Origin of the sequence: Gemella haemolysans, assembly GCF_001553035.1 — a bacterium.
GTDB classification, from domain to species: Bacteria; Bacillota; Bacilli; order Staphylococcales; family Gemellaceae; genus Gemella; species Gemella haemolysans_B.
The window spans coordinates 28,199-47,322 of the sequence record NZ_KQ959995.1; the positions used below are offsets into that span (position 1 = coordinate 28,199).

Here is a 19,124-nt window from a genome sequence, read left to right on the forward strand (position 1 = left end):
TAGTATTTTTAAAATGTATAGTACGAAAGATCTTTAGGAGGGATTAATATGTTAGAAATAAAAAATGGTTATAAAAGATTTAATGGTAAGTATATATTTGAAAATTATTCGATAAAATTTGAAAATGGAAAAATTTATGGAGTAACAGGAAAAAATGGGAAAGGGAAAACACTTCTTTTAAAGATATTATGCGGATATAGTGTTTTAACTAAGGGTTCTGTTTATCAAGATACTGTAAAACTTCGTAATAAATTTAATTTTATAAAAAATGCAGGAATTGTAATAGAAAAACCAGATTTCATAGAAAATTATACTTTATACGATAATTTAAATACTATTAAGATGTTAAGCGATAATAAAGATATTAATCTTGATTTTTGGATTGAATTTTATGATTTATTCGAGCATAAGGACAAGAAATACAAGGATCTTTCGTTAGGTACAAAACAAAAAGTATTGATTATTCAGGCATTCATGACAAATCCTGATATATTAATACTAGATGAATGTTTCAATGGATTAGATGAAAAAAGTCATACTAAAACTAAAGAATATTTAAAAAACTATATTAACGATAATAGATTGATTATTTTAACTTCACATATCAAAGATGATATAGAGGAGTTATGTGATGAATTTATAGAATTATAATTATATCACTATTAGTAATAAGGATATAAGTACAGTATTAACAAAGTTATAGTGTGAACGCATATAAAAATAATAATTATAAAATTACTCTTTAACCTTTGAATCTGTGAAATTTAATGATTAACTCATAGTCAAGACTGCGAGTTAGTGTTAAGATTTTTAGAATCTAATAAATTTTGAAGGGGTGATTCAACAAAATCTTGTTTCTCTGAAATCAAGATTTTTGAGTCACTCCCTTACTTTTGGAACTAACAGCCTATGATTATTTAATTTGTATAATTGAAAAACTATGTTTTTATACATGGTTTTATGATATAATGATTTTAAAATTTATTTATGGAAGGTAAGATGATTAGATATGTAATGAATTTTAATTTATTTAAAAATATGTAATTATATATGGTTTTTATTTAATTTGGTTTTCATATCTAATCTTAAATGGAGAAGAGTAATGTATGAGAAGTTATTGATGAAAACAGCGTTACTTGCAGGAAAAATATTAATGGAAAATGGAGCTGAGGTATATAGAACAGAAGATACGCTTGAGAGAATCATTAAACATGGTGTTGGTGATGAGCGTACTGATGAATATTATACACATGTGACTTTAACTGGTATTTTTGTTAGGATTGAAGGTTTTGGGACTGATTTTCGAAGGGTAGGTGATAGAAACTACAATCTAACAAAAATTTCGGAAGTTAATGCACTATCGAGGGCATTTACATCAGGAAAAATAAGTTTACCAGATATGTACAAAGCACTTAAAAGAGTTCAAGAAGAAAAGAGTCCTATAAAAGATTGGTTTAAAGTTCTTTGTTCAGGGGTTCTTAGTGGTAGTATCGTATTAATCTTTGATGGTAACTTTTGGGATGTTATACCAGGAGGAATAGCTGGAGCAGTAGCATTTTATGTTTATATTAAAGTTATAGATTATTTAAAAGCACCTTTTATCTCTGAGTATATTAGTACTTTTGTCGGAGGTATAGCGGGCTATATTGGTTTTGTATTATTAAATGGACATTCACTAAGACTTGCTATGATAGGTGCAGTAGTGCCTCTTGTACCAGGTATTACGATAACTAATTCTATGGGAGACATTATTGCTAAACGATTTATTTCTGGATCTATTCGATTTATTGAAAGTTTCTGTGTGGCATTTGCGTTAGGTGCAGGAATAGTGACCGTATATTTCATAGTTAGGCTAATGGGGGGTGTGGTATAATGCTTGCTGTAATGAGTCATGCCTTGTTGCTGCTATATCATTTTGTATTTAGCTTCATATCTTCAATATCTTTCGGAATTATTTGTGATGTCCCAAGAAAAACTTTGGTGACTGGTGGAATAATTGGTGCGATAGGATGGTGCGGATACTGGGAGATGTGGAGCCATGGACATAGTGTATTCATGTCAAGTTTAGTATGTTCGTTATTATTGGCTAATATAGGGCAAATTTGTGCGATTAAATTTAAAAATCCTGTAACTGTATATTTCGTTCCAGGACTTGTACCTGTGGTGCCTGGGGTAACTATTTATGATGCGTTCCGAACATTGTTGTTAGATGATTATGGTAATTCTGGTAAAATTTTCTTAAATAGTTTTTATGGTGCAATAGGGTTAGCAGTTGGTATAATAATAGCTGATTCGATTTTTAGAGTCGTACTAAAACCTTTACTAAATAAAAGATCTAAGTAAATATAAGATATAATAATTGTTTCTTTGAAATTTATTATTATATCTTATTTTTTTATTGCATTGTGTGGTGATGTATGGTACACTTTAAGTAGAAGGTGTATGGCGATGTATGGTACACTTAGGAAGGAGGTCACTATGTTTCAAATTGATTCATTATCAGAGAAACCGATTTATAAACAAATAGTAGATCAAATCAAGTCTATGATAAGCAAAAATCTATTACAGGAGGGAGATAAATTACCATCGGTAAGAGAATTTTCGAAAATGCTTAGTGTTAATGTTAGTACAATTCAAAAAGCATTTCAGCAGTTAGAAAGTGAAAAGATAATTACAACAATAGTAGGGAGAGGTACTTTTATTACAAATAATTTTGATAATATTGTTCCAAATTATGAACTAATAGATTCGATAATTGAGGATTTAGTTAGGGAAGTAAAAATAAGAGGAATCTCGGAAGAAGATTTATTAGAAAAAATTAAGTTAGAATTTCGAAAGGGTGATTAATTATGGATAATGAGAAGAAGATTGATGGAAAGTTAAAAGAATTAATCATGGAATGGAAATTTTTAGGATTATCGATGGAGAAGTTATGTGAAGTCATTTTAGAAAAGATAAAGGAGGAAAACTATGAAGCTTACGATAGAAAAAATTAATAAAAAATTTTCCAAAAAGATAGTATTAAATAATGTTAGTTTTTCTGTAACTACAGGAGAAATTGTAGCACTTGTTGGTAGAAATGGAAGTGGGAAAACAACATTATTAAAGATACTATCAGGAATATATAGTAAAGATTCTGGTGAAATAGGAATTGAAGGAATAGATAATAAAAATATAAGAAAACAACTGATTTATATACCGGATAGATTCGATTATTTTAAAAATTCTAAAATTAAAAAGGTTTGTGAGTTTTATAAGTTAGCTTATGAAAATTTTGATGAACAATATTTTAAAACAGAATTAGAAAAAATTAAATTATCACAAACCAGCAGATTATCTGAATTATCAAAAGGACAACTAGCTATTTTTAGTTTGATTTTGGGGATTTCATGCCGAACTAAGTTTATCCTCTTAGATGAACCACTAGATGGGATAGATGTAATAAATACTAAAAAGATAGTTGATTATATTTTGGATGCTCAAAGTGATGGAATTGGGTTATTAATTAGTAGTCATCAATTAAATTCTTTGGAAAACATAAGTGATAAGGTTGTCTATTTAGATGATGGAGTTGGAGTTAGTGAAGAAATTAATAAGGATGAGTATAGTAAATATCAATTAGTGTACCAAGATAAAATACCAGCGGAGTTACGTAACAATCCTGATGTAAGAATTATTAGTAATATTGGAAGAGTCTATGTGGTTATTATGAAGGGAAGTTATGATGCTACTCATGATATTATTCAAGATAAAGATCTTCTTCAATATGATAAACTCCCTATTGCATTAGAGGATATCTTTTTATTAAATAGTAAGGGGGAAGATGAAAATGTGTAAAGATATTTTAAAAATTATTCGTATATATTTGAAACAATATTCAATTATGTTAGTTATACTATTAATTGCCTTCTCAACATTTGCTGCTACAACTACTAATAAACAACTAAATGAATTGAAAAATGGAGTTGCAGCTTATGATTTTCAATTAACAACAGGAATAGCAAAGGAATTGGAAATAAGAAAAGGTGCATCTAATGATGAATTAAATCAAAAAACACACGAACTGTATAAGTTGAAAGAAGAATATCAGAAAAATTATAAAGAAAAATTATCAAAAGAAAAATTAGATGAGATGAAACATTCTTATGCGGTTGGAGCATATTTACATAATTTTCCTAGTACAGCATTATGGACATTTTATACTAATAATGAGGATCTAAATGTACTTACAGGTGGAGGAAGTGAAAAATACAAACAGTACTTAACTGAAGAAGAATTGAATAACGTTCCTAAGTATAAAGAATGGTCACGAATGCAGCCGGGAAGCAAGGAGTATTTTGATAAACAAGAAGAACTGGATAAATTATACCCTCCAGCGCTAGATATTAGTAATACAAAAACATTAACTTTCTTAAAAGAAAATCTAGAAGCTAGTAAGGTTAAGTTAAAAGAAACTCTGTTTAACGAGGGAACTAATATTGGTTATTATATTTTGATAACTTTAATCCCGTTGTTAATCTTTGGAGATGAATACCATACTAATTTTGGTAAATTTGTAGCGAGCTTACCTTACGAAAAAGAGAAAGTATATTTTGCAAAAGTAATTCTATCGTTCTTAATTTTAATAGTTACTTATATTTTAACAGGACTAGCTAATATAGCGGTTATAAGTAATAGTTTGTTAGGAGAAATCTATAACGTGCCAGCGGTACTTGAAATAAATAATAAAATATATATACTGGGAATAGGTTTAGTATTACTAGGAGCTATCTTATCGAGTTTTTGTGGAAATATATTGAGTATAGGCGTAATGTATATTCCTGCTCTTACACTGATATATTATCCATTGGGAGTATGGGTTGTTATAGGGAAATTGTTCGTTGTAGATTATTTTTCAAATGAGCCGTTTCTTGATAATATACCAAGGATGCCAATATTTTATTATTTCGGCTACACTCCTTGGAAGAATATTATTATTTACCTAGTTATTTTAACAATAATTATGCTGTTAGCAAGTAAGGTTTATAAAAAGCATAATGTAGAAAAAGAAGGTGAATTTTTCATAATAGAAAGAGTTTCATTAGTAGGATATTTAATATTATTAATGGGAGTATTCGCATCCACATTATTAGTATTAGTAGACATATTCGGCATTAATCAAATCGTTGCTCTAGCGCTAACAATATTATTAGTACCAGCTGTTCTTTGGAAGTTGGTTAAAACAAAGATTAGAATATAAAATTTTATTGAAAATTAAAGGAAAGAGATGAGAGTTTCTAAGAAATAATTAGAAATTCTCACTTTTTTATATATTTAATAAAGTACAGGTAAAAATAAATTTTATAAAGTTATTAATTAATATTTTCTGTAAATAATATGTATTTGTAGCAAACATGAAAATTTTTAATTGATGAAAAGGGTGACTTTAGACTTTACAATCCGCTGATTTAAGTAACTTTCATTCAAATAATATGGAGTATATAAAAGTTCTACAGAAAGAAAACATGTAAAATTTTTCAAAAAAACTATTGACAGATAAAAAATAACTTGTTATACTTAATCACAAGTTAATGATTCACACGTTGATAAGATAAGTAAAAGTGAAAGATGGTAAAGAGAGTCTCGGTTGGTGAAAAGAGATCGTATTAGAAACTTTGAAAATGGTCTTTGAGTGTTAATGGTCGAATAATTAGACCTTTACGGGTGAGCCCGTTATAGCTTCAGGGTATAACACCATTGTATTTTGGTGCGTACTTTTTGAGTTGATATTTGTGAGAATATCATAAAGTAAGGTGGTAACACGTAAATTATTAGACGTCCTTGCAGAAGCAAAAGCTTCTGTGAGGACTTTTTTTATTTCTCAAAATAATCACAAGAATTCTTAACTTAAAGAAATAATATAAACATTTCGGAGGAAAGAAACATGTCAGAATTACTAAATATCTATAAAACTTTAAAAAACAAAAAATGGGTTAACTTAAGCCACAAAATTGATGAAAAGTCACCTAAGTTTCCAGCGTTACCTGCGTTAGAAAAAGAAAATGTCTTTACTTTAAAAGATGGATTCTATGTTCAAAAATTCTCAGTTGTTGGACAATATGGAACACACATCGATGCGCCAATTCACTTCGTTGAAGGTGGACGTTGGTTAGATGAAATTGAACTTAAAGATTTACTATTACCTTTATACGTAATTGATAAGAGTAAAGAAGTAGCGGAGAATAATGACTATGTAATTTCTAAACAAGATATTCTTGATTTTGAAGCTGAACATGGAGAAATATTACCAGAATCATTCGTAGCATTCAGAAGTGATTGGTCTAAGCGTTGGCCAAGTTATGATGAAATTAGAAATCTAGATGAAAATGAAGTTCAGCACACTCCAGGATGGGGGAGAGATGCACTAGAATTTTTAATTAAAGAAAGAAAAGTTAAAGCTGTAGGCCATGAAACACTAGATACTGATTCAGGTGTTACAGCCGCAGCTGAAGGACTTATTCAAGAGTATTACTTACTAGAACAAGATATTTACCAAATCGAAGTTTTAGCAAATCTTGACCAAGTACCAGCGACTGGAGCATTAATTTCAATTGCTTATCCAAACTGGACAGAAGCAACGGGCTCTCCGGTAAGAGTAGTAGCGATACTACCAGAAGACGAATAGAACGGTCTTTATAAAAAAGTTTTAGTTTATGAGAAAAAATATGTATTAGAAAAGAGAAAAGAAAAAAAGTTTGAAGAGAAAAGTAACTAGAAGTTTATAATAAAGTCAAAATAATAAAGTCAGAAGAGTAAAGTTAAAAGAGAAAATAAAAAGGAAAAAAATATTATGTGTCAAGGATGTCAAAATAAAGTAGTAGAAAGAGCAGCATATAGAGTAGATCACGTGGGATCATTTTTAAGACCTAAGGAGTTAGTAGAAGCTCGTGAAAAATTTTCAAAAGGAGAATTATCACAAGAAGAATTAACTAAGGTAGAAGATAAAGTAATTACAGAATTAGTTGAAAAACAAATAGCAAATGGACTAAAAGGAGTAACAGATGGAGAGTTTCGTCGTGCATACTGGCACCTAGACTTCTTTTGGGGACTTAATGGTGTAGAACACGTTCAAGGTGAAAAAGGTTACCCATTCAAAGGTATCGAAACTAAACCAGATACAGCAAAAGTATCAGGAAAAATCAGTGGAGAAAATCATCCATTTGTAGCACACTATAAATTCTTAAGAGACTTAGTAGCTGATAAAGAAGGTGTAACTGTAAAATTAACAATTCCATCACCATCACAATTATACTTTGAGTTAATTCGTACAGAAGATCACATTAAAGGATATGAAAAATTCTATCCAACATTTGAAGAATTAAAAGATGCGATTGTAGCAGCTTATAAACAAGTTATCGCAGACCTTTACAACGAAGGATTACGTGTATTACAATTTGATGATTGTACTTGGGGAGCATTAGCTGATGATGGATTTGCGAATCGTTTCCGTGACGCACGTCCTTTAGAAGAAGTTCGTAGAGAATATGCAGCACGTTGTCTAGCATTAAATAATGAAGTTATCGAAGGGAAACCAGGAGATTTAGCTATCAATACGCACGTTTGTCGTGGGAATTTCGCTTCTAAATGGATTTCTCAAGGTGGATACCAAAACGTTGAAGACGAGCTACTTGCGGGAGAAAATGTAGATGCATACTACTTAGAATACGATACAGATCGTGCAGGAGATTTCAAGCCACTAGCAAAAGTTGGAAAAGATAAAAAAGTTGTTTTAGGATTAATTACATCTAAATTTGCAGATTTAGAAGATAAAGAAGAAGTAATCGCAAGAATTAAAGAGGCTAGTGAATACGTACCATTAGAAAATATTTACTTAAGTACACAATGTGGTTTTGCTTCTACAGAAGAAGGAAATGTGATTACTGAAGAAGACCAATGGAAGAAAATCGCCCTAATTAAAGAAATCGTAGAAGAAGTTTGGGGCACAGAAAATTAATAATACTTTAGGTCTGAACAAAAAGTCCTAAAATTTAACAAAGTTCATATGCGAACTCATAGACGCAGTGGTTTATTGATATCCAAATTCGCTTTATAAAAGCTTTTTAGATATCTAATAAACCACTGCGGAAAGTGACTTTACAAAATCTTGTTTCTCCGAAATCACGATTTTTGAGTCACTCCCAACCAAAAGAATTATATAATTAAAGTAAATGATAAAAGTAAGCACATAAATTGACATATTTATATATAATACAGTAAACTAAACTAGCATTGATTTCATTCGTTCAATGTTAAATAATATCTGGTTTTATTATTCTTATTATAAAATATAGTCTATTTAATTAATACATGAGTAGCAATGTAAGTCTCTCACTGTCGAATAGACAAATGTATTTAACCATTATTAAATAGGGGAAACCAAAATAATTTGTAGTTAGAAAAATAGGACTTAAAATCAAGGAGGAAAAAAGAATGAAAAAGAACAAATTGTTTATAGGAGCACTAGCGTTAGTAATGAGTGTTGTAACAGCATGTAGTTCAAAAACGCAAAACACAATTACCACTTCTCAAGATAAAGATACTTTCACGTATGCTATTAATGATGATCCATCATCAACTAACCCAATCAAGGTAAGTGACCGTTGGGGATTAACAATGACTAATATTATTTACTCACCATTAATCAAAGTTAATGGGGATGGTTCAAAAGAATATGCCTTAGCAGAATCTACTGAACTTGCAAAAGATGGTCTTAGCTTAAAAGTTAACTTAAGAAAAGACGTAAAATGGTCTGATGGACAAAAATTCACAGCTGACGATGTAGTTTTCACTTATCAAACAAAAGCTAAAAAAGAAAATGGAAACTTTAAAAACTTATGGATTGGTGACAAACCGATAACTATTGAGAAAGTAGATGACTACACTGTATTATTTAAGTTCCCAGAACCAAGTGCAGCTGCGGCAAATAACATTGCGAATGAAACTTACATTATTCCAAAACACGTTTATGGAAATGTATCTGACTTCTCAGTTAAAGAATTAAAAGAAACACCAGTAGGAACTGGACCATACAAACTAGTAGAAAACAAACGTGGAGAATATATTAAATTTGAAGCGAATGAAAATTATTACAATGGTAAGCCAAAAGTTAAAAATGTAGTACTACGTATTATTAAAAGTGCTGATACTACAAAAGTAGCATTACAAAAAGGTGAGGTAGATGCAGCATATGTATTACCTGCTGCAATTAAAGATTTAGATTCTAAAAACATCGATACTTATCCTTACAGTGAAAACCGTATCGGATACTTAGGACTAAACACAAACACAGATGAATTAAAAGATGTTAAAGTTAGACAAGCTATTTTATACGCATTAAACAAAGAAGACATGAATAAAGCGGCTTACTTAGATAGCAAATACTACCAAAACCCTTATTCATTCTTACCACCGAAAAATCCATTCCATACTGATGATGTAGAGAAATATACTCAAAATGTTGAAAAAGCAAAATCACTATTAAAAGAAGCTGGAGTTTCTAACTTGAAACTTAACTTAGGATATGCAAGTAATGATGCTGCAAATACTATCCAAGCAACATTCATCCAACAACAATTACAAGCAGTAGGAATCAATGTAGAGCTTCGTGGTGGAGATGAAACAGCTATCTTTACAGAGTTAAGAAAACCTGGTTCTAAAGCTTACAACCTATTCTTAGGTGGATATATCATGGGTAACGATCCTGATTTATACTCTAAGCTATTTGGATCAAATGGTACTTCAAATTACTTCCAATACAGAAGTGAAAAAGTTGATGGATTATTCAAACAAGGTGCAGCTGAATTAGATGAAGCTAAACGTAAAGAAGTGTACAAAAACCTTCAACAAGAAATTGCTAACCAAGCATACCTATACCCAATCGTAGATAACCAAAAAATCTTAGCGGTTAACAAACGTGTTGGAAATGTTAACGATGCTAAGTTAGTTCCAATCTACACATTTGATGATTTATCAAAAATTACTCTTAAATAGTAATAGTAGTGGAAAATAAAATATAGTGTGAGGGGGAGTACGATAAAATCCTATTTATAATAAGATTTTATAGTATCTCCCTCGCTTTATTAGTTTTAAGGGGAATGTTCATTTATAATTTATATCGAAAAGATTTGTGATAAATTATAAATGAATTTTATAAAAATATAGTAGTTAAAATTTAAAGGAGATTGTATGATTCGATATATTTTGAAACGTATATTACAAGCAGTACCATTACTTTTAGTAATATCGTTTATAGTATTTACTTTAATACATTTAGCACCATATGATGCTATCGATGCACAGATAACGTCGAATATGTCACAAGAAGAAATTAATATTCTTCGTGAGCAAAGTGGACTTAATAAACCATTCTTAATTCAGTATGTGGATTGGTTAGGACAAATATTGAGTGGGAATTTCGGGCACTCATTAGTAACTCACAATAGTGTAGGAGAAGAAATCCTAGCGAAAATACCTAATACAATATCATTAGTATTACCAGCCTACATAACAGCACTAATAATCGCAATAGTACTAGGATTACTAGCGGCTGCAAACAAAGGTAAATGGCAAGATAAATTCATCGATGCTGTAGCTTCATTGGGAATAGCTACTCCATCATTTTGGATAGCAATGATATTCATCTATGTTTTAGGATACCAATTAAACTTATTCCCAATAATAGGAATGCACACAATTGGTAAAGAGGATGATTTTGGTGATTTCTTATCACACTTTATCATGCCTTATCTAACATTAACAATCGTATTCTTCGCAGAACTTACACGTTATGTAAGGTCTTCAGCTTTAAGTCAAACAAATGAAGAGTATGTAGTAGTTCAACAAGCTTTTCAAGCGACAAAAACTCAAATCTTCACAAGGCACATTATAAAAAATGTATTAATACCAGTAATAACTCAAGTGGGTATGTCACTGCCGATGTTAGTAACTGGAGCGATTATTACAGAAACAGTATTTAGTTGGCCAGGAATTGGACCATATATCACACAAGCAACTAGAGCGTTAGATTATCCTATAATAATGGCGGTAATGTTACTGTCAGCTACATTAGTAATAGTAGGTAACTTAATTTCAGACATACTTTACTCAATAGTAGATCCTAGAATCAGAAGAGGAGGTAAATAAGATGAAAAGATTTATTAAAATAGCTAAAAGTTCAAAAATCTATATTTTTTCACTTATTTTTATTGCGATATTAGTGTTTGTATCATTAATAGCACCGTTACTTCCTATAGATCCAGCGGCTACTGATGTAGCGAATCTATCTCAATCACCGAGTCTACAACATTTATTCGGGACTGATGAGGTAGGACGTGATTATTTCATTCGTGTAATCTATGGAGGGCGTATTTCTCTTATAGTAGGATTACTAGCGATGGTGACTGCCGTAACAATTGGAACGATAGTAGGACTTATCGCAGGTTATGTTGGTGGAGTTGTTGATACTTTACTTATGCGTTTAGTTGATGTATTATCTTCCATTCCATGGTTAGTGTTAGTAATCGTTCTAAGTGTGTTTTTAAAACCAGGAATTGGGTCAATAATTATAGTAATAGGATGTTTTTCTTGGATGCGTCTTGCGAGGTTAGTTCGTGCTGAAACTCTATCAGCAAAAGAATATGACTATGTAGTATATAGTAGATTTAGCGGGGTAAAAACTATCTCTATCCTAAAGAAACATATTATTCCAGCTATAATACCAACTTTAGTAGTAGCAGCAAGTGCTTCAATAGCAAATGCAATAATGACAGAAGCGGCACTTAGTTTCTTAGGTCTTGGTATTCAACAACCTATGACTTCTTGGGGAACATTGCTACAAAATGCACAACAAAGTCTACAACGTGCTCCTCATATGGCTATTATCCCTGGATTATTTGTAATGTTAACAATTTATTCATTTAATAATATTGGTAACTTACTTACAAAATATATTCAAAAGGAGGGAGAATAGTATGACAAACATAGTAGAATTAAAAAATCTAACGGTTAATTATAAACCAAATAAAGAAGTAGATAAACAGTTAATACATGGTATCGATATTAATTTTAGAAAAGGTCATATCACTGGTGTTGTTGGAGAATCAGGTAGTGGAAAAAGTATTCTGATGCGTAGCATAATGTCTATTCTTCCTAACAATATTTTTGATGAAAATGATAAGTTTAACTTTGATGGAAAGGAAGTTAAGAAGGGCGAAAAGTTACCAATCTCTATGATTTTCCAAAACCCTATGACTTCACTAGATCCAGTTAGAACGATTGGTTTTCACTTAATAGAAGTAATAGAAAGATTCCAAAATAAGTCTAAAGAAGAAGCAAAAAAATTAGCAATAGAGCAACTTGAAAAAGTAGGAATTCTTAATGCACCTCTTAGAATTGAGCAATATCCACATGAATTATCTGGAGGTATGCGTCAAAGAATATTAATAGCCATGGCATTACTTGCTAATCCTAAGTTATTGGTAGCAGATGAACCAACAACAGCTTTAGACGTTACGGTTCAAGCACAGATTCTATCTCTTATTAAAAAATTACAAAAAGAAACAGAACTTAGTGTTGCACTAGTCAGCCACGACTTCGGTGTAATAGCTGGAATGTGTGACTATGTGTATATTATGTATAGAGGTAGAGTTGTCGAAAAAGGAAATGTTGAAGAAATCTTCAGCAATGCACAACACCCATATACAAAACAACTTCTTGCAGCGGCAAGATTAGAAAATACTAATAAAGAACTTCTGACTGTTGATTATAAAGAAGATGATAAACACTATACTTGGCAAAAACTTAGCGATACTCATGAGTATCTGAAAGAGGTGGAGTAATGAGTAAAGAGTATTTAAAACTAAAAAATGTACGAAAAGTTTATAAGTCTAAAGGAATGGGTAAAGAAGTCAAAGAAACTATAGCTGTTAATGATATTAGTTTAGATATTTATAAAGCTGAGACGCTAGCTGTAGTAGGTGAATCTGGAAGTGGAAAGACTACCCTAGGTAAGGGGATATTAAATATTGATCCATTCATATCAGGTGATGTTTTTGTAGAAGGTAATGAAAAATCTTTAACAAAAATGTCAAAAAAAGAGCTTGCAGAAGTATACAGCAAGATGCAAATTATATTCCAAGACCCTTATTCATCATTAAATCCGCGAATGAGTGCTTTAGATATAGTTATGGAAGCTTTACATAAAGAAGACAAAGAAACTGCGAAGGAAAAGGCGTTAGAAATTTTAGAGTTTGTTGGGATTTCTAATGAAGACGCGTTAAAATTATCAAATGCTTTTAGTGGAGGGCAACGTCAACGTATAGGTATTGCTCGAGCAGTTGTAACAAAACCAGATTTCATTCTATGTGATGAACCAACTTCTGCCCTAGATGCTTCAACACAAGCTCAGGTAATTAATTTATTAAAAGATTTACAAGAAAAATTCTCTCTAACATATTTATTCATCTCACATAACTTAGGTGTAGTAGAGTATATCGCAGATAGAATAGCGGTAATGTATAGAGGGAATCTAGTAGAACTAGGAACAACAGAACAGATTATGAAGAATCCGCAGCACGTTTATACAAAACGTCTTCTAAACTCTATGCCGATTATCGATCCAGTAAGAGCTAGAAAGATGTTCGAAGAATTCGAAGTAAGTGCAGAGGAAATAGTAATAACTGGTACAGAAAAATTCGAAGAAGTTGAAGAAGGACACTTTGTGTTAAAATAATAATTTGAATGCCAATCTCAAAAATTAGAAAATTTAACTTTTGAGGTTGGTATTTTTGCAAAAATATTTAAAACAGATTTTGACAGTAGGCAAACTTTGGAGTAAAATAATAATATTATTACATAATATGGAAAAGAGGAGCTATTATGGCTAAGAAAAAAGAATTAAAAACAAATGCTATGAGATTTTTAGACGAAAATGGTGTAGAATATAATCATTTTGAATTTGATGCAGAAAGTGATGCTGCGAAGACTGGTGTAGGAGTAGCTGATATTATCGGGCGCGATCATAATCAAGTATTTAAAACAATTATGACTACAGATGGAAAAGGTAACTACGTTGTTGGAGTACTTATGAGTGAAGACAGTATAAACTTTAAGAAACTTGCCAAAGCAGCAGGAGTGAAAAGTTTATCAATGTTACCACTTAAAGACCTAACAAAAATTACAGGATATGTAAAAGGTGGTTGCTCACCATTTGCGATGAAGAAACTATTTCCAACTTTTGTAGATGAAAAATGTCGTGAAGTTGAAACGATTATTATCTCTGCAGGTAAAGTAGGTCACCAAGTAGAAGTAAAACCAGAAGTTTTAGAGCAATTTATCGGTGCTCAAGTAGTAGATTTCAAAGCTGAATAATATAAGTAGAATGACTTTAGATAATGATGTGCTTTCCTGAAATTTAGGGAAGATTTATATTTAAAGTTATTTTTTATATAATCATCATAAAAAGGCTTGCATTGTTAAAAAAAAGGAGTATAATAGTAGTAAAATAAGTAGATAGGGAGGTCAATACTTATGAAAAAAAGTATTAAAATAGGAGCGATGAGTTTATTATTAGTGCTACTTCCAGGAAGCTTAGGAGTTGGTATAGTTTATTCTTCATCAGGTGGAAATCCTAATGTGAATGAAGAAAATACAACATATCGAGATAATAATGTTGTAACGGATAAAAGTCCAATTGTGAATAATTCTGAGAATACTGCAGAAAAGATTTCTAAAAGTATTCCTTATGACTATCCTGTAGGTTCAGAGTATCCAACAAGTGTAAATTATAGTCAATTTTATGATGGGCGTGGTTGGGCTTCGGGTACATTATACTTCAGTGATATTTATCCAATAGGAAATGGTAAAGTACGTGTTTGGTACCATGGAGAACTAAATTAAATATAATAAACTCATTTTATAGAGATGTCTTAGAGTGTTAAAATGCTCTAAGGCATCTTTTTTGTTAGCGCCTTAAATAATTATAAATTATTATTGAAAAAAGATAATAATTCTCCCTAAATATTGCTGAAAACGCATAAAGTAACAATATTTGCGTTAATTGAAAATGTATTGTAACATAATTGAAATACTTTAGATATTTTAATGAAACGTTGTTTTGATATAATCTTAAGAGTAAGGAGGCGTGGTATGTTATTTGATACACATGCGCATCTAAATGATGATGCTTATTTAGAAGACTTAGAAGAAACTATTTCTCGTGCAAAAGAAGCGGGAGTAAAATTAATAAACATAGTTGGTTTCGATGATAAAAGTATAGAAAAAGCACTGGAAATCACAGCTAAATATGACTTTTTATATTTAACAGTAGGTTGGCACCCAGTAGAAGCAATTGACTTTACAGAAGAAAAATATGAAATGATAAAAAAAATTGCTTTAACTAATGATAAAGTAGTAGCTATCGGAGAGATTGGTCTAGATTATCACTGGGATAAAAGTCCAAAGGATGTTCAAAAAGAAGTATTTAGAAGACAAATTCAACTAGCAAAAGAAGTAAACAAACCAATAGTAATTCACACACGTGATGCTATGGCAGATACAATACAAATACTTCAAGAAGAAAAAGCTAGTGAAATTGGTGGAATAATGCACAGTTTTTCTGGTTCTGTAGAAAGCATGAATATAATGCTAAAAGAGAACTTCTATATTTCATTAGGTGGACCAGTGACATTTAAAAATGCAAAAACACCTAAAGAAGTAGCAAAAGCTTGTCCGTTAGATAAGTTGTTAATTGAAACGGACTGTCCGTATTTGACACCAACACCATATAGAGGAAAAAGAAATGAACCTGCATACGTGCACTATGTAGCACAAGAAATTGCAGATCTTAAAGAAATGTCGTATGAACAACTAACAAAACAAACATTCAATAATGCATGTACGTTGTTCGGATTAGAAGGTAAAAAGGAGATTGATTAATACATGAAATTAGGTAGAATTGTAGCCGCAGCGGCAACATCGGGATTATTATTATCGGGAGCTTTCGTAGTAGCGGAAGAATATACAGGGCACAATGTTTTCGCCGTAAACTTAGATAATAGTAACAAAATTGAGCTAAAAACTAAAAAAGGAACAGTTAGAGAAATTCTTATCGCTAATAATATACCTTTTGGTGCAGATGATAGAGTAGAACCAGGATTAGACACTAGAGTGAACGGTGGAGAAACTATTAACATTTATAAAGCTCGTGAAATAACAATCGTTGATGGAAATACAACTACAGTAAGAAAAACTACTTACAAAAAAGTTGAAGATATCTTAAAAGAATTAAACATTACTCTTGGTGAAAAAGATGAAGTTACACCAGGATTAAAGAGTGAAGTAGCTACAGTTGATACAATTAAAATTGCCAGAACTGGAAAAACTACTGAAACGAAAAAAGAAGTAATTAAATTTGAAACAAAAGAAGAAAAAGACGATTCTAAATATGTAGATGAAAAAGTTACAAAAGTTGAAGGTAAAAATGGTGAGAAAGAAGTTACTTATAACATTGTAAGAGAAAATGGTAAAGAAGTATCTAGAGAAGTTGCTTCTGAGAAAGTAATCACTGAAGCTACAGCAAAAGTTGTAGTAGTAGGAACTAAACAACGTCCAGCAGCTCAACAACAAGGAGTAGTAGCAGCGCAACAATCTTACGCAGCACCAGCTCAATCGTATTCAGCACCAGGAGGATCTGTTGTATTATCAAATGGTAATACTGCAGGGGCTGATGGAGCAGCAGCAGCTCAAGAAATGGCTCGCCGTACAGGAGTACCAGCGTCGACTTGGGAACACATTATTGCGCGTGAATCTAACGGGCAGGTAAATGCGAGAAATGCTTCTGGAGCTAGTGGATTATTCCAAACAATGCCAGGATGGGGATCTACAGCAACAGTTCAAGATCAAATTAATGCGGCAACTCGTGCATATCAAGCACAAGGTTTAGCAGCTTGGGGAATGAGATAAATAATTAAAAGAAGACGATTAATCGTCTTCTTTATTTGTAAGAAAATAGCCTAAAGTTCCACCTATAGCGCCACATACCATACAAATTATTACTAATATTGGAATATACATTTTTATTTTCCCCTTTTTTTATTTAGGTAGATTCAACAAAATTGATTTTTTGAAATCACGATTTTTTAGCTACTCCTTAAAACAGCTGCTATTACTTTTCACTTTCAACTCATCATAAATTAAGGGGTAAAACAAGTCTTATAATAACTAAGAATATATGATATAATAAAATGGATAACATGTTCAAACGAAGAAGAAAAATCTAAGTTATATTGGAAAAACTCATCTTTAAATTAGATATTTTTAGTATCCGAATTTATAACTTAGATTTTTTTTATTTTATATTTTCTTTTCAACTAGTTTGAATGTTACGAATGATATAGCTGAACAAATTACGATTGCTATTGCACTAGAGTGGAAGATATTTCCAATACCGACTAGTGGTGAAACAACACCACCTAAGAAGAATGGTACAAATCCAAAGAAAGCCGAGGCACTTCCAGCACGCTCACGTTCTAAACTCATAGCGATAGCAGAACCAGCAGGTAAAATAAATCCTAATCCTAGTAGAAGAAGGAAGAATCCTACTTCAATGAATAGGAAAGGTAGTGTAAGAGTTAGTGCAACTGCAAGGTAGATGCTAACTAATAACATAAGGGATAACCCTAGTTTGATACTAACTTTCTCTTTAAAATTACCAGCGTTCTTGCTTCCTAAAACTATAGCAAAACCATTTAGACCAAAGCATAAGCTATACATTAATGGACTTAAGCTATAATGAGTTTGTAAGATGAATGGTGATGCCGCGATATAGGCGAACATAGCAGCTAAGGCAAATCCTTGAACAATAACAAGAGCAAAGAATAGTCTATTTTTTACAACATATACAAGAGAATAATATGTCTTAGTTATTGGAAGATCTAAGCGTTTTTCAATGGCTAAAGATTCATTGAATTTAAAGCTTACAGCTAATAAAATCACACCGATTAGAGCAAGTGTAATGAAAATACCTCTCCAATCTGTAAGTTCTAGTAATACACTTCCTAGGATAGGAGAAAGAATAGGTGCTAAGCCGTTAACAGCCATAAGTAGGGCAAAGAAAGCAGCTAATTCACGTCCATGGTATAAATCTGTAGAAATAGCACGAGAAATAACTACAGCTCCTGCAGAAGATACACCTTGGATAAATCGTAATACTATCATTGCGTATACATTAGGAAAAAGAATAATAGCAATAGTACTTATTAAATAAACTATTAAGCTGATTATTAATGGATTCTTACGACCATATTTATCACTAATAGGTCCGATAAGTAGCTGTCCTAATGCAAGTCCTACCATACTACCTGTTAGAGTAAGTTGAATTGTTGATGTACTAGAATTAAAATACGAACTCATAGTAGGTAGTGCTGGTAAATATAAATCTGTAACAAATGGCCCAAAAGCCGATAACGTTCCTAGAAAGAGTACTAGAAACAATTTAGAATTTCTTTTTAATGTCATGTTGACTCCTTTCGATTTTTAAGAAATATGAACAGATTATAGCATAAAAAAATTTTTTTCGTAAGTTTTTTTTTCGTTTTTTGAAAAAAGTTTATATGTAATTTTCAGTTTTCATTTTTATAAATATAAAGTTGTATTTCATAAACATTTTTTAAAAAAAGATGAAGTTTGAGATGTTTACAGAAAATAATAAAAGTACTTAAATAATCCTAATATGATTAATTTAAGTACTTTTATTTTACATCGAAATCAACAGAGTCGATATTTGCGATTAATTTATTTTTTATAAACCAAATTAATGAGAATACATAAACTGTATATGTGAAAAATAAAAAGCTAGAAAAAAGAGTGACCTTAGAGTTTTTTAATAGTAAAAAATTTATTAAGATAATTACTATATAAGCAATAAAAGCAACTACTAATCTTCGAGTATTTTTTTTGATCCAGTTATTGTATTTTGTTTGTAATTCGGCTCTTTTTATTTCTATATCCATAAAAAATCCTCCGAAGGGGGCAGATTCAAAAGATCTGAATTTTAATAAAGTGTATATGAGAACTCATAGACGCAGTGG

The 19,124-nt window shown here is 31.1% G+C and carries 19 protein-coding genes, 2 pseudogenes and 1 other annotated feature; of the genes and pseudogenes, 19 read left to right on the top strand and 2 right to left on the bottom strand.

The window, feature by feature from the left end; genetic code table 11:
- Positions 1-48: 48 nt before the first annotated feature.
- From HMPREF3186_RS08665 to HMPREF3186_RS09480, 19 genes and pseudogenes are all read left to right on the top strand, one after another.
- A complete protein-coding gene (locus tag HMPREF3186_RS08665) occupies positions 49-651 on the top strand; it encodes an ABC transporter ATP-binding protein (protein WP_003144319.1) in 603 nt (200 codons plus the stop codon).
- 451 nt (positions 652-1,102) lie between these two features.
- Positions 1,103-1,873, top strand: a complete 771-nt coding sequence (locus tag HMPREF3186_RS08670) for a threonine/serine exporter family protein (RefSeq protein WP_060914799.1) — start codon at positions 1,103-1,105, stop codon at positions 1,871-1,873.
- Positions 1,873-2,343, top strand: a complete 471-nt coding sequence (locus tag HMPREF3186_RS08675) for a threonine/serine exporter family protein (protein WP_060914800.1) — start codon at positions 1,873-1,875, stop codon at positions 2,341-2,343. The genes HMPREF3186_RS08670 and HMPREF3186_RS08675 overlap by 1 nt, the downstream gene beginning before the upstream one ends.
- Before the next feature lie 135 nt (positions 2,344-2,478).
- On the top strand, positions 2,479-2,847 hold the full coding sequence (locus HMPREF3186_RS08680) for a GntR family transcriptional regulator (protein WP_003144371.1): 369 nt from the start codon (positions 2,479-2,481) through the stop codon (positions 2,845-2,847).
- A gap of 2 nt (positions 2,848-2,849) precedes the next feature.
- The gene (locus HMPREF3186_RS09275) at positions 2,850-2,996 is read left to right on the top strand and encodes a hypothetical protein (RefSeq protein WP_197415042.1); all 147 of its coding nucleotides are present in this window, start codon (positions 2,850-2,852) and stop codon (positions 2,994-2,996) included.
- A complete protein-coding gene (locus HMPREF3186_RS08685; protein ID WP_060914801.1) occupies positions 2,971-3,837 on the top strand; it encodes an ATP-binding cassette domain-containing protein in 867 nt (288 codons plus the stop codon). Before HMPREF3186_RS09275 ends, HMPREF3186_RS08685 begins: the two co-directional genes overlap by 26 nt.
- The gene (locus HMPREF3186_RS08690; RefSeq protein ID WP_231724194.1) at positions 3,830-5,239 is read left to right on the top strand and encodes a hypothetical protein; all 1,410 of its coding nucleotides are present in this window, start codon (positions 3,830-3,832) and stop codon (positions 5,237-5,239) included. Before HMPREF3186_RS08685 ends, HMPREF3186_RS08690 begins: the two co-directional genes overlap by 8 nt.
- 334 nt (positions 5,240-5,573) lie before the next feature.
- Positions 5,574-5,825, top strand: a binding site (T-box leader).
- A gap of 98 nt (positions 5,826-5,923) precedes the next feature.
- On the top strand, positions 5,924-6,664 hold the full coding sequence (locus HMPREF3186_RS08695; RefSeq protein ID WP_060914803.1) for a cyclase family protein: 741 nt from the start codon (positions 5,924-5,926) through the stop codon (positions 6,662-6,664).
- 165 nt (positions 6,665-6,829) lie between these two features.
- The gene (locus HMPREF3186_RS08700) at positions 6,830-7,993 is read left to right on the top strand and encodes a 5-methyltetrahydropteroyltriglutamate--homocysteine S-methyltransferase (protein ID WP_060914804.1); all 1,164 of its coding nucleotides are present in this window, start codon (positions 6,830-6,832) and stop codon (positions 7,991-7,993) included.
- Between the two features lie 476 nt (positions 7,994-8,469).
- The gene (locus tag HMPREF3186_RS08705) at positions 8,470-10,029 is read left to right on the top strand and encodes an ABC transporter substrate-binding protein (protein ID WP_060914805.1); all 1,560 of its coding nucleotides are present in this window, start codon (positions 8,470-8,472) and stop codon (positions 10,027-10,029) included.
- Positions 10,030-10,224: 195 nt separating this feature from the next.
- Positions 10,225-11,181, top strand: coding sequence for an ABC transporter permease (locus HMPREF3186_RS08710; RefSeq protein WP_060914806.1), 957 nt, complete (start codon positions 10,225-10,227; stop codon positions 11,179-11,181).
- A gap of 1 nt (position 11,182) precedes the next feature.
- Complete coding sequence (locus tag HMPREF3186_RS08715; protein WP_060914807.1) at positions 11,183-12,007, top strand: ABC transporter permease; 825 nt, start codon at positions 11,183-11,185, stop codon at positions 12,005-12,007.
- Between the two features lies 1 nt (position 12,008).
- A complete protein-coding gene (locus HMPREF3186_RS08720) occupies positions 12,009-12,875 on the top strand; it encodes an ABC transporter ATP-binding protein (RefSeq protein WP_060914808.1) in 867 nt (288 codons plus the stop codon).
- A complete protein-coding gene (locus HMPREF3186_RS08725) occupies positions 12,875-13,768 on the top strand; it encodes an ATP-binding cassette domain-containing protein (RefSeq protein WP_060914809.1) in 894 nt (297 codons plus the stop codon). Before HMPREF3186_RS08720 ends, HMPREF3186_RS08725 begins: the two co-directional genes overlap by 1 nt.
- A gap of 146 nt (positions 13,769-13,914) precedes the next feature.
- Entirely contained in the window at positions 13,915-14,406 is a 492-nt protein-coding gene (gene ybaK, locus HMPREF3186_RS08730) for a Cys-tRNA(Pro) deacylase (protein WP_060914810.1), read from the top strand.
- A 159-nt stretch (positions 14,407-14,565) separates the two neighbouring features.
- Complete coding sequence (locus HMPREF3186_RS08735) at positions 14,566-14,934, top strand: hypothetical protein (protein ID WP_060914811.1); 369 nt, start codon at positions 14,566-14,568, stop codon at positions 14,932-14,934.
- A gap of 249 nt (positions 14,935-15,183) precedes the next feature.
- Entirely contained in the window at positions 15,184-15,972 is a 789-nt protein-coding gene (locus tag HMPREF3186_RS08740; RefSeq protein ID WP_060914812.1) for a TatD family hydrolase, read from the top strand.
- 3 nt (positions 15,973-15,975) lie between these two features.
- Positions 15,976-16,626, top strand: a pseudogene (locus HMPREF3186_RS09475) (ubiquitin-like domain-containing protein); the annotation flags it as partial.
- 20 nt (positions 16,627-16,646) lie between these two features.
- Positions 16,647-16,998: pseudogene (locus HMPREF3186_RS09480) on the top strand (transglycosylase SLT domain-containing protein); the annotation flags it as partial.
- A 390-nt stretch (positions 16,999-17,388) separates the two neighbouring features.
- Here HMPREF3186_RS09480 and HMPREF3186_RS08750 read toward each other — a convergent pair.
- Positions 17,389-18,552 carry a multidrug effflux MFS transporter gene (locus HMPREF3186_RS08750; RefSeq protein ID WP_060914814.1) on the bottom strand — a complete coding sequence of 388 codons (1,164 nt, stop codon included), beginning with the start codon at positions 18,550-18,552 and terminating at the stop codon, positions 17,389-17,391.
- A gap of 233 nt (positions 18,553-18,785) precedes the next feature.
- Entirely contained in the window at positions 18,786-19,046 is a 261-nt protein-coding gene (locus HMPREF3186_RS08755; protein WP_060914815.1) for a hypothetical protein, read from the bottom strand.
- Positions 19,047-19,124: the final 78 nt, after the last annotated feature.

What these genes read in the sequence shown, in the direction of transcription:
- HMPREF3186_RS08665 (WP_003144319.1), top strand. Translation starts at nt 49, where the DNA reads ATGTTAGAAATAAAAAATGGTTATAAAAGATTTAATGGTAAGTATATA.
- HMPREF3186_RS08670 (WP_060914799.1), top strand. Translation starts at nt 1,103, where the DNA reads ATGTATGAGAAGTTATTGATGAAAACAGCGTTACTTGCAGGAAAAATA.
- HMPREF3186_RS08675 (WP_060914800.1), top strand. Translation starts at nt 1,873, where the DNA reads ATGCTTGCTGTAATGAGTCATGCCTTGTTGCTGCTATATCATTTTGTA.
- HMPREF3186_RS08680 (WP_003144371.1), top strand. Translation starts at nt 2,479, where the DNA reads ATGTTTCAAATTGATTCATTATCAGAGAAACCGATTTATAAACAAATA.
- HMPREF3186_RS09275 (WP_197415042.1), top strand. Translation starts at nt 2,850, where the DNA reads ATGGATAATGAGAAGAAGATTGATGGAAAGTTAAAAGAATTAATCATG.
- HMPREF3186_RS08685 (WP_060914801.1), top strand. Translation starts at nt 2,971, where the DNA reads ATGAAGCTTACGATAGAAAAAATTAATAAAAAATTTTCCAAAAAGATA.
- HMPREF3186_RS08690 (WP_231724194.1), top strand. Translation starts at nt 3,830, where the DNA reads ATGTGTAAAGATATTTTAAAAATTATTCGTATATATTTGAAACAATAT.
- HMPREF3186_RS08695 (WP_060914803.1), top strand. Translation starts at nt 5,924, where the DNA reads ATGTCAGAATTACTAAATATCTATAAAACTTTAAAAAACAAAAAATGG.
- HMPREF3186_RS08700 (WP_060914804.1), top strand. Translation starts at nt 6,830, where the DNA reads ATGTGTCAAGGATGTCAAAATAAAGTAGTAGAAAGAGCAGCATATAGA.
- HMPREF3186_RS08705 (WP_060914805.1), top strand. Translation starts at nt 8,470, where the DNA reads ATGAAAAAGAACAAATTGTTTATAGGAGCACTAGCGTTAGTAATGAGT.
- HMPREF3186_RS08710 (WP_060914806.1), top strand. Translation starts at nt 10,225, where the DNA reads ATGATTCGATATATTTTGAAACGTATATTACAAGCAGTACCATTACTT.
- HMPREF3186_RS08715 (WP_060914807.1), top strand. Translation starts at nt 11,183, where the DNA reads ATGAAAAGATTTATTAAAATAGCTAAAAGTTCAAAAATCTATATTTTT.
- HMPREF3186_RS08720 (WP_060914808.1), top strand. Translation starts at nt 12,009, where the DNA reads ATGACAAACATAGTAGAATTAAAAAATCTAACGGTTAATTATAAACCA.
- HMPREF3186_RS08725 (WP_060914809.1), top strand. Translation starts at nt 12,875, where the DNA reads ATGAGTAAAGAGTATTTAAAACTAAAAAATGTACGAAAAGTTTATAAG.
- ybaK (WP_060914810.1), top strand. Translation starts at nt 13,915, where the DNA reads ATGGCTAAGAAAAAAGAATTAAAAACAAATGCTATGAGATTTTTAGAC.
- HMPREF3186_RS08735 (WP_060914811.1), top strand. Translation starts at nt 14,566, where the DNA reads ATGAAAAAAAGTATTAAAATAGGAGCGATGAGTTTATTATTAGTGCTA.
- HMPREF3186_RS08740 (WP_060914812.1), top strand. Translation starts at nt 15,184, where the DNA reads ATGTTATTTGATACACATGCGCATCTAAATGATGATGCTTATTTAGAA.
- HMPREF3186_RS08750 (WP_060914814.1), bottom strand. Translation starts at nt 18,552, where the DNA reads ATGACATTAAAAAGAAATTCTAAATTGTTTCTAGTACTCTTTCTAGGA.
- HMPREF3186_RS08755 (WP_060914815.1), bottom strand. Translation starts at nt 19,046, where the DNA reads ATGGATATAGAAATAAAAAGAGCCGAATTACAAACAAAATACAATAAC.